Genomic DNA, 13,948 nt, shown 5'->3' on the forward strand with positions numbered 1-13,948 from the left:
TTCTAGGCCTTTCGGAGGAGTTTGTCCCGGGTGCCGGCCAGGAGTGCTGCGGTGACGGCCGCGGAGAATCCGGCGAGGAGCCAGAGGCTGTGGTTGAACGTCCCTGCCCACACAAATGCAGGGCTCTGTTGGTTGAATTGGTTTTTGATGCCGAGCCAGGCGAAGAGGGGGCGTTCGTATTGTTTGGTCAGGGAGGTTTGTTCGATGAGGTCGCGGGCTGTTTCGTAGCCGGTGAAGTTGGCCATGACGGCGTGTTCGTGGGCTTTGTCGATCTGGAGGCTCGCGAAGAGGCCGCCGGGGATCTGGTTGTCCGGGTCCATGGTGTCGCCGATTTGCGGGATGATCAGGACCACCACGAGCCAGAGGACCAGGGCCAGGATCAGCCCGGTAGCCGGGGCCCGGGTGAGGGCGGCCAGGGCCAGCGCCGCGAGGGACCACAGGGTGAGGTAAATGGTGGTGTGGGCTGCAGCAATGAGCAGCCGGATGAGGTCTGTTCCCGTCAAGGGGGCGTTGCCGGCGATGAACAAAGTCGCGGTGATGACGGCGAACAGGGCAGTGGTGACGGCGATCCAGATGATCAAGGCGGCCAGGATTTTCCCGGCGGCGACGCTGTGCCTGCCAAGAGGGCGGGTGAAAAGCAGTTGCAGGGTCCCGTTGTTCTTCTCCTTGGCGATCAGTCCGTAGCCGAGGATTACGGCGAAGAGGCTCCCGACGATTTCCAGGTATTCCATGCCCGCCCGGAGCATCTGTAGCGGGAAAAGGTCAGGCGGCGGCGCGGTCACGGCACCACCGCTGGCTCTAAGGGCCGCGAGATAGGTGTTGTAGTCGGCAGTTTTGGTCCGGAAGTCCGCGGCCGCGACGAGGACGGAGAGCACGACGACGACGGCCAGGAAGAGGATGAGCAGCCTTACGGAACGGTTGCGGGAGAGGTCCCGGAGTTCCTTCTGGCACAGCGTGATGAGGTTAGTCATGGATTTCCTTTCGCATGCTGGGCCGTCCGGTCAGGACGACCGTGCCGATCCCGGCCGAGAGGAAGGCCAGGATTACCGTGATCCCGTCGATTATGGTGCCGGTGGCTTGGGGGTCCTGGAGCAGGATTGCGGCGACGTGTTTGAAGTGCTCCCCGAGTGACAAGGGACCGGTGAGGGCCGCGGTGAGCGCAAAGATGCCGGTCTGCGGGGCCGTAGGCGGTGTCACGGGGTTCAGCAGAGAGACGGGGTGGACCGCGGTCCCGAGCAGCGGCAACACGAAGATAATGACGCTCCAGATCACGATGGGGATCAGCAGTGCAGAGGTGTAACTGGATGCGTGGATCCCGCTGAGCATGCCCAGGGCCACGAAGAAGAGCAGGAAGAGCCATGCCACGCCAAAAAGTGCCGTGAGTCGGAGCAGCTGATCGGGTGCGGGGATGGTTCCGGTGACGGCGCTGATGCAGGCTGCGCTGATCAGTGCCGAGGTCCCCAGGACGGCGAGGAGTCCCAGGCTGATGCCGGCCATTTTCGCGGACAGGTAGCCGGCCGGGGACAAGCGCCGTGTCAGGACCAGATCGACCGTCCGGGCACGCCGGTCCCGCATCGCGGACTGGACACCGATCACGATGGCCAGCAAGGCCCCGATCAGGAGGATGTAAATGACGGTGTTGCGGGCATAGTAGAGCGGCGGGACATTCCCGAACGGATTGGGCGCACTCGTGAGCCCCTGGCCGGCCGCTGAGTTGTACACCTCGGTAACGGTTGCCTTCGCGGCCGAGCCGATAAATGCCGAGGCGGCGGTCATCCCGATGAATATCATCAGGAGCAGTTGGGGCAGGCGTTCACGGCCGGCGCTGCGCAGTTCGTGGCCGACGGTGGCTACCCAGGGATTCATGAGGGGGTGCCTGATTCGATGTGGAGGTAAATATCTTCAAGCGATGCCTGGTCCGGGAAAGCCTCCAGGGTGGCCGCGACGGAGTTCTGGTAGATCAGCCTTCCTGAGCTAAGGATCCCGATGCTGGTGCAGGTCTTGGTCACTTCTGCCAGGAGGTGGGTATTCATGAACACGGTCATTCCCACGGACTGGTTGAGGCCGATGATGATCTCCCGCAATTTGGCCACACCCTGCGGGTCCAGTCCGGAGGTCGGTTCGTCCAGGAACAGAACCTTCGGTTCGTGCAGGATGGCCTGTGCGATCCCGGCGCGTTGACGCATCCCTTTGCTGAACGTGGACATCCGTTCCTGGCCGTGGCCGGTGAAGTCCACGGCAGCCAGTGCCGTCTCGATGCGGGCGGCGGGATCCGGTACCCCTGAGAGCCGGGCGAAGAACATCAGGTTCTCCGCCAGCGTGAGGTTGTCGTAGAACTGGACATTCTCCGGAAGGTAACCGATCGACCGGCGCACCCGGTCAGCACCGGCGCTGACGTCGTGGCCCGCTATCCGTGCCGTGCCGGACGAGGCAGGCAGCAGCGTGGTCAGGATATTCACGGTCGTTGTCTTGCCCGCCCCGTTGTGTCCGAGCAGGCCGAAGATCTCGCCTCTGGGAACTTCGAGGCTCAGGGCCTCAAGGGCCTGTTTCGACCCGTAGGTCTTAGCCAGCGCACTGGTTTCGATTGCCATTTCCGTCATGCTTAGCAACTTATGCCGCTGCCGATAAGAGAACCCTGAGGATGCGCCGAACCCTTCGGATTCCGACATCAGGGGTTCAGCCCCAGGGCGGGCGCGAGCCAGTCCACGGCCGGGGCCAGGGACTGCCGTGGAACCTCCCAGGAGTGTCCCAGCCCGGGCACCAGGGCCGTCTTGACGTCAAAGCCGGCTTTAGCTGCTGCGTCAGCGACCCGGGCCTGGTAGCCGGCGAACGTGCCGTCCTGCGCCCCGGCGGCGAGGTAGATCCTGCTGTGGGTGTAGTGCCGGGTGGCCAGGACGTTCAAGGGCGCGACCGCGTCGAAGGCGGCCGTATCGCCGCCCAACGCCTGTGCGATGGTCGCGGCCCGGTCCGGACCCAGTGCCGGTTCCGCTTCGCCGCTGACGTCGATTACTGAGGGGTATATGTCGGAGTGCAGGGACGCCATTTGCAGGGCGCAGGTCCCGCCAAAAGAGAAACCGCCGATCGCCCACCGGGCAGGGTCAGGATCCACTCTCAGGGTGGCTTTGATCCAGGCGGGGACATCGGTGGAGAGGTACGTGCCGGCCTTGGCGATGCGCGAATCCATGCACATTGTGTTGGCCGTGGCGGAGCCGTTGACATCGGGTATGACTACGACGGGTGCGAGTCCGTTGTGTGCTGCGGCGAAAGCATCCATGGCGGTTTTGACGCCGCCGGCGGTAACCCAGTCGACCGGTGAGCCGGGCTGGCCGGCGATCAGGACCAGCACCGGCAGTGCCGGTCCTGTGTCTGCCTGGTACGCCGGTGGGAGGTAGACGTAGGCGCTGAGGGCGGCGAAGCCGGACGCCGTACCCGGAATTTGCGCCGAGTTGATCGTCCCGGCCGCAGGGAGACCCGCCGGCTTCACCCATGTGGCCGCCAACGGGCCCGTTTTCGGGCCGGGTCCTGACGGGTCCGCGGTCCGGGGCACCAGCCGGGAGCCTGACGGAAGCGACTGGATCGCTGCGGTATTGGCTCCGGTCAGATCACCGAGGGTCCGGTAGGTGCCGAAGTAGGCATTTACTTCCAACGCGGCGCCCAGAATCAGTACCGCCATGGCCACCAGTGCAGTAATTTTGCGCCGCCAGCCGGTTCCCGCCATGTTCAGACCCGCCAACAGGAGAGCCAGGAACGCGACACCGATCCACCCGGTAACGGGCCAGGGCAGTGCCTGGGCTGATACTGCGGCCACATGGACCAAGTACCAGCTTGTCCCCAGAGCCAGCAGGGCCGCTGCGGAGACCGCCGAGGCTATCTTCATCCACCAACTCCGCCCGCGGCGGAGCAGCAGGAGCAGTGCCGCCGCCGCCGCTGCCGCGGACCCGACACTGACCGGAACGACCCCGGTGAGCAGATCCAACCCGGAAAGAGTGTTCATACCGTAGTCCTTCGAACTGCCGGGGCTCCCGGACGCTGGTGCTGTTGCCCAGGCGCCGGAAGACCCGCGAAGCGGGGTGCTTCGCGGGTCCCGGTACGCCGGCGGCGCTGTGCTGTCGGCCGGTCCTTTCCTCAAGGCCGCCTGCGCGGGTCGGTGCTACGGGGAACCGGGGGCGTCCCCGGCATCGGTGTGGTCACCGGTCTGCTCAATGTTCGGACCGGTATCACCGGGCGCCTCCGGTGCGTCTGCCGCTTCGGTGCCCTCGACGGCACCCGGAGCATCGGCTGTGTCGCCCGGGGTGGGCGTGTCGACGGCACCTGGTGTGTCAGCCGTATCGCCCGGGGTGGGCGTGTCCGCCGTGACGGATTGGGTGGTGGTCGGCGCCGGTGTTGCAGCATTTGCGGCCCCAAGGCCCAGCCCGGCCATGCCGAGGACTCCTGCACTGACGATGACGATTTTGGTCTTGGTTTTCAGGTCTTTGACGTTCATGTCCGGCTCCTTTCGTGGCGGGCTCTTGGGTCCGCCGGTGCCTCCCGGTGCGGGTGGCGATGGTTCAAGTGTGGCCCGTGGCGCCTGAGAGGAGACTTAGCGTGCTTGAGGTCCGGCTGAGACAGGACCCAGGGGAGGGGTTTGTTTTCTGCCCTATGCCGGGCCCATCCTTGGAACATGGATGCTGCTCAGGGTTTGGCGCGCCGGCGCAGTGCGCGTTGGGGTGTTCGCAAGCGCGCGACCGCGACCGCGGTGCTGGTCGTCGCGGCAGCACTGGCCGTGGGCGGGATCGTCCTGCTCACCTTGCTCCAGAGCTCCCTCGTGGCGTCAACGGAAACGACGGCGCGGCAGCAAAGCTTCGACGTCATCGCACAGATCTCCGGACAGGACGTCGCCGAGGCCGGCCAATACATTGCCTCGACCGCCCATACCGGTCAATACGTGCAAATTCTCGCACCGGGAGGTTCAGTATTTGCCTCATCGATACCTGCAGCTGCCGCGGCCCCATTGACGTCCCTTCGCCCCGGGGCCGGACAGACCCTGACCCAGGACGTGACCGGACTGGACAGCCTCCATGACAACGACGATTTCCTGATCGTGGCGACCGGCGTCGATGTCGGGGGCCGGCTCTACACGGTGGTCGTCGCCGCGACCGTCCAGGTCCAGGCTGACACCGTTTCCACGGTGGCTTGGTTCATCCTCGGGGCCACGCCGATGCTGCTGGTGGTCGTCGGTATTTCCGTCTGGGTCCTGGTCGGGCGGTCACTGCGGCAAGTGGAACTGATCCGTGGTCAGGTCGCAGGGATCAGCGCACGGAGCCTGGACGGGCGCGTGGACGTGCCGCCCACCGCCGATGAGATCCAGTCCTTGGCCGAGACGATGAACATGATGCTGGGCAGGCTGCAGGCCTCAGACCAGGAACAACGCCGCTTCGTCTCGGACGCCAGCCACGAACTGCGAAGCCCGCTTGCGACACTCAGCGCCGGAGTGGAGATCGCCGCCGCTGACGCTTCCGGTGCGACCTGGGAACAGATGAAAACCGTTTTAGCGGGGGAAACAGCCCGGATGCGTTACCTGGTCGAGGATTTGCTGACCCTGGCCAAAACCAACGACGGCGGTCTCCGGCTCGAGAGCACGGACGTGGATCTGGATGATGTCCTGAACGAGGAGATCCGCCGGCTGCGTTCCACCAGCACCCGCGTTATCGAGGTCAGCCTCGAGCCCGTCAGGGTATCCGGGGACCCGCGGCGTCTGGGCCAGGTCGTGCGCAACGTCCTGGACAACGCCGACCGGCACGCCGCATCCCGGATCAGCATTCGGCTGCGCAACACCAATGACGGGGCGCTCATTAGCATCGACAACGATGGATTGCCGGTGCCGGCGGCTGAACGGGATCGGATTTTCGAACGCTTTGTCCGGCTGGATCAAAGCCGGTCCCGTGAAAGCGGCGGGAGCGGTCTGGGCCTGGCGATCGCGGCCGGAATTATGGCAGCTCACCACGGCTGGATCCGCACCGGTGAAACCCCCGGCGGGGGTTGCCGATTCGAGCTGGGCTTTACTCCGGCTCCCGCCACCGCCCGCCAACCAGAGGGGCCGGACCTGGCAGTGGACCCGCGGCTCGCCGAAGCGCCATGAAGGCGCTGTGACCGGCTTCGCAAGGATTCGAAAGCCCGGGCACGGGCCAGTTGCGGCTTCTTCGGGTTATGTGGGAGCGGCCTTGGAGCGCGAGACGTCACAGCGGTTCCTCAGTTCCAGTGCGGAAGTGTTCTCCGTATGTACCTTCGCAGCGCAACCAGCACCGCATTGGCGATCATCGTCGCACTGACCCTTGGCATGGGTTCGGCTTCCGCCGCGGAACACGGTAAAACGACGGAAACTGCCGCCAGCGCCGCCCGGGCCGCGGGTCCGGACGCGGCGGACCGAGGTCAGGGCGGCCCGGATATGGATATCCTCACCGGGTACCCCCAAGAAGTCCACACTGACGAGCGGATGATCGAAGAGGAACTCGAATTCGGGGAAGCCGCCCCGCACACGTTATGGCGGTTCCACACCGGCAGCGCTTAGAGTCCCGGCCGGCCAGGCCCGCCCCCACCACGCGCCGCTCGTTTCATCGGAGCAGGAGAGCCGGGCGCGGACATCACTTTTTATCCGGTTGGCCGGTCAGCGGTCAGCATGTATCCCATTCCCCGGACGGTGGTCAGGGTCTGCAGACCGAAGGGGCTATCGATCTTGCGCCGCAGATACCCGATGTAAACTTCCACGACGTTGTCGCCGCCTTCGAACGCCGGGTCCCAGACGTTGTCGAGAATCTGGGATTTCGACACGACTTGGTCATGGCTGCGCATCAGGTAGTGCAGTAGGCCATACTCCCGGGCTGTCAATTCTATGAGGGAATCGCCCCGGCGGACGTTGCGGCTGCCGGGGTTCAGTGACAGCGTCCCCAAGGTGAGGGTGACGGGCCGTTCCGGGGCGCCACGGCGGATCAGGGCGCGGATCCTGGCGACGAGCACGAGGAAACTGAAGGGTTTTGTCAGGTAGTCATCGGCTCCCAGATCGAATGCGTCCGTCTGGTCGTATTCCCCGTCCTTTGCCGTGAGCATCAGAACAGGGGTCCAGATCAGCCGCTCCCGGAGTTCCTTGAGAACGTCGTACCCGTTTTTGAGCGGAAGCATCAGATCAAGCAGGATCACGTCGTACGGGTTCTCCGTAGCAGCCCACAGGCCGCTGACCCCGTCATGGGTAATGTCGACCACGAAGCCCTCATTAGTGAGTCCGCGCCGGACCGTCTCGGCCAGCATTTTTTCGTCCTCGACCAGCAGCACCCGCATGCCCGGCCCCCTTTCGTTGGTACTTGCAGTATCCCGGACGCCCGTTGAGCGGAACCTGAGAAGCGGCGGAGCGGCTCTCAGTTTTTTCTCAGGGCGGGTGCCGCAAGCTGGTGGCACCCCGGCGCATCAACAGCCGACAACTTTCAAAAAGCCCTAGTTTGAAGGGATCAAACCCAACGACACGGGCTTATGTCCAGAGCCCTGGCGCCCGGGCACCGGGCTCGAGCGTTTCGAGCAGCGCGACACCGGCCAGGGACGGCAGGGGAGCGGGCGCGTCAGGCAGGTACGAGTCGTCGGCAAGCAGCTCGGCGACCGGCACCCGGCGGATGCGGCCGGTGGAGAGATTCTTCAAAGCCAGCTCGGCGCCGTCGTGGGCCGCCACTTGCCAGGAGGCGCCGTCGAACTGGATGAAGTCGAACAGGCGCACAGACTTCACGACGCGGCCTCCCGCGACCTGGCGTCCCAGGCGGAGTCCGCCTTCGGTGCGACACCCAGGGACACCCGCGTGTTTTGCGTGAGCAGGGCGTCGAGGTCGACGGCCAGCACCCCCGTGAACAGCAGGTGGAGCGCCTGCGCGCGGACGATGCCCTCGTCGGCGCCCAGCGCCTTGGCTGCCCGCCGCACGCCCCCGGTCAAAGAGGCCTCCGGGTTGAACGAGTCGACCAGCACGGCCGCTGCGGTGCCGTCGGGGGCGAAGCGGTCCTGGCGGTAGCCGGCGAGCCACCGCAGATTCGACGCCAGCGGCTCGGCCAGACCGGTGAAGACCTCGTACTCCCATCCGGCCGCCGCGCAGGCTTCGCGGGTCAGGCCGAACTGGCGCTCCGCGGACCGGACACGGCCTGCAGGCTTAACGTCGACGACCCTGCCCGTGCCATCCCGCAGCCGGACGAAGAAGTCGGGCACGTGGCCCCGGGAACCCTCGGTCCCGCGCGGCCACAGGAACGCGAACGGCTGGGAAGCGACCCCAACGACACCCCGGTCATGGTCCGCCGAAAGTAGGAAGTCGCGCTCCAGCAGGCTCTCGAACCCAACATGGGACCGGACCGTACTGGACCACCATCTGCCCTCGTAGTTCCGCTTGCCCGTCCACGAGAAGAACGCCCGCACGGGAAGCGCCGACTCAAGCCCGAGCGATGCAAGAGCCCCAGAAAGCGGCGTATTCACCATACGCCCGTCCAGGCGCGCCAGCACACGGGTCCCGTCCGTCATGTTCGAAGGCAGCGCCCTCAGCGGCTTAACAGCATCCATGGTGGCCAGATTAACTGAGACAAACCCCAGAAATCCGTAGGTGGCCAGGTAAGTTGCGAAAATGGCCAACTAAATTGCGACAGGACAGGAATGCTAGCCTTAACTAGGTCCTTCCCATGTCCTATCATACTGTCAACTTGACATAAGGTCCATTATCGGCGATCAAAAAGTTGGGTGGGCGAGCACCCTCGAATCGGCATTGTCCGTTCTCATTCCAGATGTCAGTTTTCGCATTCAACGTGTCAGTTAACGGATTACAGACGATTCTCAGTTAAGTTGTCAGCGTGGCTGAATGTGAGGCTTTGAGGTCCCTGCCGGCGAATGCGACTGACTCGGCTCGGATTCTCGCGCGGTTGGATGGACACATCCTGGATGAGCCGGTGTTGCCGGCTTGCGCATCGCTGCGCTTGGAATCTTCGCTGCCGGTCCGTTCCTTCTTTTCCTGGCCCGGCAAGCGGAATTACGAGGGTTCGTGGTGGTCCAGCACGAAGTGCGCGCATGTGGGCTTTGAGAGTCTGCTGGAGCGGGATTTCCTGATGCTTGCCGACTATGACAGGGACGTTGTGGGGATCGCGTCCCAGCCATTTGCTGTGCTGTGGCCTAAAGGGACTGATAGTGCCCGCGGCCATGTGCCGGACTTCTTTCTGCGACTTCGTGATGGCGGCGGACGAGTCGTGGATGTACGGCACCCGGACCATCTGGAGGCCGGGGCCCGTCAGTTTTCCTGGACCCGGGCGTTGTGCGATGAGGCTGACTGGGACTATGCGGTGTTCTCGGGGATGGCAGAGCCGGCGGCTTCGAATCTTCGTTGGCTCTCTGGATACCGGCTTCACAGATACGCTCCGCCCAGCACGATCGTGCCCGCGATCATGGAAGCAGTCGATTCGGGTGTCTCATTGTCTGCTGGCGTGCGGCGCGCTTCGCGAATGCTGCGGCTCGAACCTTCCACCGTTCAGGCCCATCTGCTGCATCTGGCCTTCATTGGGGTCCTCCAAGTCGGCCTGGACGAGCCATTGTCGATGGAGACTTGGATCGCCCCGGCCCAGGAAAAGTCGCCGATGCTGAGACTGGCGGCTGCGTCGTGAAGTCCGTCCGCCTTTTCGATTTCATCCAGTTTGACGCAGGATCCTGGCAGGTTGTAGCCCAGGACGGGACCGAGCTGGCCTTGAAGAATCTTGCTACCAATCGCATCCGACGAGTTCCGGTGGCCGATCTGTTGATCGATGATTCGTACTTGCCGGATGATCCCCCGTCCCTCCCCTCGCTGGACAAGGCTGCTGCTTTGGAGACGTTCTCCCCCGGCACCCGTGACGGTGTCCTTGCCCTTCACCGGCACGTCCACGAAGTGCTCCACGGGATTCCTCCAGGGTCACTGCCCGGCACGAACCCGAAGCCCGAATACGATCTCGCCAACCCCTTGCAAGTCCGGATCGAAGCCAAGCTGACGGAACTCGCTGCCCGTGGGATGGCCATGACTGAGCGGACAATGTTCCGCCATATCGCCGAATACCGAGCTCATGGCATCGGGGGCCTCGCTGACGGCAGAGCCAGCCGCCAGATGAGCGTGGCCGGGCGAACCGACCCCGGAGTTCTTGCACTGGTCGAGGCTGAAGTGTCTGGGCAGAAGGATGCTTCCACGGGCACGCGATCCCGCGTCATTGCTCGGGTCCGGGCGGCCGCAGCCAAATCGGATCTCGCCGTGCCATCCGATGCAACGCTCTACCGCATTCTGAAGAAAATCGAGGGTTCAAGGCACCCCTTCGGAAACGCGACCACGCGCCGGACCCAAGGAAACCGACCGGACAGGCCATGGGGACGCCAAAGCCCATCCCGCCCCGGCGAACTCGTGGAGATCGACTCGACCCCGATGGACCTCATGGTCGTTTATCCGGACGGCAGCAGCGGACGCGTGGACCTGACTTTCGCACTGGACATCGCCACGCGCACCCCGTTGGCGGCCATCCTTCGGCCGGTGGCAACGAAAGCCGTGGACGCGGCCGTGCTGCTTGCCCGTGCCATGACTCCCCTTCCCATGCAGCCCGGATGGGATGCATCGTTAAGCTATTCACGATCCGTTCTCCCGCCTGGGATGCTTCCGCGCGACGAGGATATGCGCTCCGCTATCGCCGCCAAACCGGTCATTGTGCCCGAATCCATCACGGTCGACCGCGGCAAGGTCTTTGTCGGCTCGACCTTCACGGCAGCTTGCGAGCGTCTGCAGATCAGCATCACCAAAGCAGCCCCTCGGACGCCCACGGACAAACCCCACATCGAACGGTTCTTTGCAGGCGTCAACACAGGGTTCACCCAGTATCTTGCCGGCTACACCGGCCCGAACGTGGTGCGGCGGGGCAAGGACCCGGCCGCCGAGGCGATATTCACCCTAGCCGAAGTGCAGAACCTGCTGGACTGGTGGCTCGTGGCCGTCTGGCAGAACCGTCCGCACCCGGGACTGCGGCACCCCGCCATGCCGAAGAAGGACCTCACTCCGAACGAAGCCTTTGCCGCCCTGGCCAGCGTCGCGCCACAGATCCCCGTCGCCCTCACCCGGGACGACTACATCGCCCTCCTGCCTGTTGAATGGCGGCGCATCCAGCCGTACGGAATCAACTTCCACGGCCGCCACTACGACAATCCGGGCTTTCACCCGTACCGTGGTGTCCCTTCCGGGCTCCCTTCTCCGGCCGACGGACGATGGGAAGTTCGGTATGACCCGTACAGACTCCAGTCGATCTACGTCCGTGACCACAAGAAAGGTCAGTGGATCGAGGCGAAGTGGACCCTGTCCACGCACCTTGTGGGACCCTTTTCCCGCGACGTCCTTGCTGCCGCGAAAAAGGCCATCGACAGGCGAGGCGAGATGGTCGCCGGCAGGGATCTTCTTGCCGAGATCAATCGGATCCTGACCGCCCCCACGGGACGCGCCGAGCGCCAAGCCACACAACGCACTCACACAACACCGTCGGCCGTCCCGGAACAGGAAACCGCGCCGGGCCCCATCACCGAATCCACTGCTACGCCGGTGGCGCCGATCCGGGCGCCGGACCCAGTCATCGTGGAATTTCCCCGGCGCCGCCGCCACGGGCGACGCATCGATCTTCTGGAGGACTGAGACATCGCCATCCCAGATAGCCTGGCGGCCTGGCGCGATTTCGTCGCGCATTTACCTGACGAGCCCCTAAGTTTGACGCTGTCAGAAGTGCAGGCACTCTCCGTTGAGGCGAAGTCTGCCTACGACCGCACCCGGTTCGCATGGCTCGCGGCAGACACGGTCTTGGAAACCACGGACACGCAGGCGCTCTCGCGGCAAGCCCGAATTGCCATAGCCCGCAACGCGGCCAGCACGGCGACCGCCAGGCGGGGCATCGCCATCTCAGGCGCCGCAGGAATGGGGAAATCGACGGCGGCTCTGCTTCTGGGCAAACGCCACGACAGATCCGAGCGCAAACGACTCGGACGCGAGGACGACCGAGAGTTCGCGCCTGTGGTTTACACCGTTGTCCCGCCTGCCACGACGCCGAAAATGCTCATGCAGGCCTTCGCGCAGTGGCTCGGACTGCCCGTGCTCCAGCGGGCTACGGCACCGATGCTCGCCGAGCAGGTCGTAGCCATATTGCGCACCCTGGGCACGTCATTGGTGATCGTCGACGAAGTGCACAACCTCAAGACGAACAGGCAGGCCGGAGCCGAAGCCGCAAACACCCTTAAACAGTTCGCGGACCGTCTGGACGCGACCTTCCTCTACGCCGGAATCGATCTTCCGACAACCGACCTCTTCGCTGGCGAAATGGGCCGACAGATCAAAGCCCGCATGATCCTCCACGAGATGACCCCATACTCCATCGGGACGAAAGCGAACCGTGAATCGTGGGCCGACCTGGTGCTCGGAGTTGAAAACCTCCTACCGCTGGCCGGGCACATCCCAGAGTCCCTTGTCGAGGAGTCTCACTACCTCTGGGACCGGACCGGCGGGAGCATCGGCGCACTTCGCGGCCTTCTCTCGGACGCAGCCATCGGTGCGATCCTCGACGGCACCGAAAAGATCGACCGGCGCCGGCTCGAAGCAACCGCCACGGACTACGCAGCCCAGGAGCACCACCGATCACACAGCAGATCCGGCGCCTCAAAGTCCAAGAAAAATGGACTCAGGATGGCCCAGTGATCCTCAGACCCCTCCCGGTCCCGACCCGACTCACCCACGGCGAGGGCATCGAGAACTACGCCACCCGACACGCCCAACGCAACGGCACCAGCGTCGAACAAATCGAAAACGCACTCCGGGAGACCGGCATAATGCCCAAATCCCGCGCACGACGGCACCCTGGACGCCTTCAAGCATGGAAACAACTGGGCGGACTCCACGACCGGGCATTCGACTCGCAACTGTCGATCGGCGGCCACCCGATCATCGAGCGGGTCCTATGCCTGCGCTGCGCCAACGGAAACCAGCGAGTAGGCCGGATTCCGGCCATCGGCTGGGTGTGCGTCGCTCACCGGCGATGGATCGGCCGCGTTCAGCTCGACATCCGGCAACTGCCCGAACTCGTCGCCGCAGAACGCCTTTTCAGATCCGCTCTGGTCTCCCACGGTATCCACGTCAGCACCCCCGCGATGCTGGCCGCGAGCGAATGCGCGAGTGCCGGCATCGCGCTCTCCACCCTGGAAGAGCGCAGGATGCGCGCCGGAGGCAACCAGTACGAAATGCTGGTCTATCCGGAAACCGTGAAAATCGCCCGACTCATTACCCGCCCTGCCTTCAAAGACTGGATACGGAATCCGGCCCACCCCGCCGAGCAGAGGCGCGATCGCGTCGCCAGCGAAATAGCGCGCACTATCTTCCGCTCCAGCGAAAGCCAACGACGCCGGGCCGCCCAGCGGATCGAAAGCACGCTCCGAAGACTCTCCCGCCGCGGCATCGAGTGGCTGGCCTGAGGCCTTCCCCAGCCACGCCACGAGCCCTTCAACTACTTACGGAACTGACAACATCAATGAGAAAGAATCCGCCAGATTTGTCTCATCCAACCTGTCAGTTCCCACGTCGCCACTGACAACTACATTGAGAACGGACAGGCATCCTCTGTGGCTTGCCAGCGTTGTTGGCGAATTTCCAAACGATCTGGCGAACCCCGCCAGCGAGTTGGCGAATCGCCGGTGCAGACCGGTCACGAGGGCCGCGAATGCGACGCGTGGACCGCAGTCGCTTGGTCGCGGGCACGCAGACAATCCTGAACGCCGCTGGAATCGAACTTTTCGCCAATTCCCGTGGCAACCTGAGCCGTTCGCGATCTGCTCAGACAGGCGCGTTATTCTGGTCAGCTGCCCCCACCGTTGCCCAACAAGGGTTCATAAGGATTCCCGCTTCGGCCACTCTCCTAGGCTCGCCAACTGG

14 protein-coding genes are annotated in these 13,948 nt (G+C 64.3%); 6 read left to right on the forward strand and 8 right to left on the reverse strand.

The genetic code is table 11. The features are described from left to right. Window positions 1-2 precede the first annotated feature (2 nt). The 5 genes from ACVWZ8_RS24400 to ACVWZ8_RS24420 all read right to left on the reverse strand — a co-directional run bounded on the left by ACVWZ8_RS24400 (window position 3) and on the right by ACVWZ8_RS24420 (window position 4,483). Window positions 3-971, reverse strand: a complete 969-nt coding sequence (locus ACVWZ8_RS24400) for an ABC transporter permease (RefSeq protein ID WP_456506372.1) — start codon at window positions 969-971, stop codon at window positions 3-5. Next, window positions 964-1,866 carry an ABC transporter permease gene (locus ACVWZ8_RS24405; protein WP_456506373.1) on the reverse strand — a complete coding sequence of 301 codons (903 nt, stop codon included), beginning with the start codon at window positions 1,864-1,866 and terminating at the stop codon, window positions 964-966. The genes ACVWZ8_RS24400 and ACVWZ8_RS24405 overlap by 8 nt, the downstream gene beginning before the upstream one ends. Continuing rightward, entirely contained in the window at window positions 1,863-2,591 is a 729-nt protein-coding gene (locus ACVWZ8_RS24410; RefSeq protein ID WP_456506374.1) for an ABC transporter ATP-binding protein, read from the reverse strand. The genes ACVWZ8_RS24405 and ACVWZ8_RS24410 overlap by 4 nt, the downstream gene beginning before the upstream one ends. Before the next feature lie 77 nt (window positions 2,592-2,668). After that, window positions 2,669-3,994 carry an alpha/beta hydrolase gene (locus ACVWZ8_RS24415; protein WP_456506375.1) on the reverse strand — a complete coding sequence of 442 codons (1,326 nt, stop codon included), beginning with the start codon at window positions 3,992-3,994 and terminating at the stop codon, window positions 2,669-2,671. Between the two features lie 156 nt (window positions 3,995-4,150). Continuing rightward, window positions 4,151-4,483 carry a hypothetical protein gene (locus tag ACVWZ8_RS24420; protein WP_456506376.1) on the reverse strand — a complete coding sequence of 111 codons (333 nt, stop codon included), beginning with the start codon at window positions 4,481-4,483 and terminating at the stop codon, window positions 4,151-4,153. Between the two features lie 177 nt (window positions 4,484-4,660). On the opposite strand from ACVWZ8_RS24420, the gene ACVWZ8_RS24425 reads away from it, so the two are divergent. After that, window positions 4,661-6,118, forward strand: coding sequence for an ATP-binding protein (locus tag ACVWZ8_RS24425; protein WP_456506377.1), 1,458 nt, complete (start codon window positions 4,661-4,663; stop codon window positions 6,116-6,118). A gap of 138 nt (window positions 6,119-6,256) precedes the next feature. Beyond that, window positions 6,257-6,547: a hypothetical protein gene (locus tag ACVWZ8_RS24430; RefSeq protein ID WP_456506378.1), complete on the forward strand. Its 291-nt coding sequence runs from the start codon at window positions 6,257-6,259 to the stop codon at window positions 6,545-6,547. Between the two features lie 80 nt (window positions 6,548-6,627). Here the strand turns inward: ACVWZ8_RS24430 and ACVWZ8_RS24435 are convergent, their stop codons facing one another. The 3 genes from ACVWZ8_RS24435 to ACVWZ8_RS24445 form a co-directional block, all read right to left on the reverse strand. Beyond that, on the reverse strand, window positions 6,628-7,311 hold the full coding sequence (locus tag ACVWZ8_RS24435) for a response regulator transcription factor (protein WP_282330767.1): 684 nt from the start codon (window positions 7,309-7,311) through the stop codon (window positions 6,628-6,630). A 187-nt stretch (window positions 7,312-7,498) separates the two neighbouring features. Then, window positions 7,499-7,747, reverse strand: a complete 249-nt coding sequence (locus ACVWZ8_RS24440; protein ID WP_456506379.1) for a hypothetical protein — start codon at window positions 7,745-7,747, stop codon at window positions 7,499-7,501. Then, a complete protein-coding gene (locus ACVWZ8_RS24445; RefSeq protein WP_456506380.1) occupies window positions 7,744-8,559 on the reverse strand; it encodes a TnsA-like heteromeric transposase endonuclease subunit in 816 nt (271 codons plus the stop codon). The genes ACVWZ8_RS24440 and ACVWZ8_RS24445 overlap by 4 nt, the downstream gene beginning before the upstream one ends. A 353-nt stretch (window positions 8,560-8,912) precedes the next feature. Here ACVWZ8_RS24445 and ACVWZ8_RS24450 point away from each other — a divergent pair, with 353 nt between their 5' ends. The 4 genes from ACVWZ8_RS24450 to ACVWZ8_RS24465 all read left to right on the forward strand — a co-directional run bounded on the left by ACVWZ8_RS24450 (window position 8,913) and on the right by ACVWZ8_RS24465 (window position 13,491). Then, window positions 8,913-9,644, forward strand: coding sequence for a TnsA-like heteromeric transposase endonuclease subunit (locus ACVWZ8_RS24450; RefSeq protein WP_456506381.1), 732 nt, complete (start codon window positions 8,913-8,915; stop codon window positions 9,642-9,644). Then, window positions 9,641-11,671 (forward strand): Mu transposase C-terminal domain-containing protein, encoded by a 2,031-nt coding sequence (locus tag ACVWZ8_RS24455; RefSeq protein ID WP_456506382.1) that lies wholly within the window; start codon window positions 9,641-9,643, stop codon window positions 11,669-11,671. Before ACVWZ8_RS24450 ends, ACVWZ8_RS24455 begins: the two co-directional genes overlap by 4 nt. A gap of 72 nt (window positions 11,672-11,743) precedes the next feature. Further along, window positions 11,744-12,721 (forward strand): ATP-binding protein, encoded by a 978-nt coding sequence (locus ACVWZ8_RS24460; RefSeq protein WP_354167630.1) that lies wholly within the window; start codon window positions 11,744-11,746, stop codon window positions 12,719-12,721. Then, window positions 12,718-13,491: a hypothetical protein gene (locus tag ACVWZ8_RS24465; RefSeq protein ID WP_456506383.1), complete on the forward strand. Its 774-nt coding sequence runs from the start codon at window positions 12,718-12,720 to the stop codon at window positions 13,489-13,491. The genes ACVWZ8_RS24460 and ACVWZ8_RS24465 overlap by 4 nt, the downstream gene beginning before the upstream one ends. The last annotated feature ends 457 nt before the right edge of the window (window positions 13,492-13,948 follow it).

It is taken from the genome of Arthrobacter sp. UYCu723, from assembly GCF_054059215.1.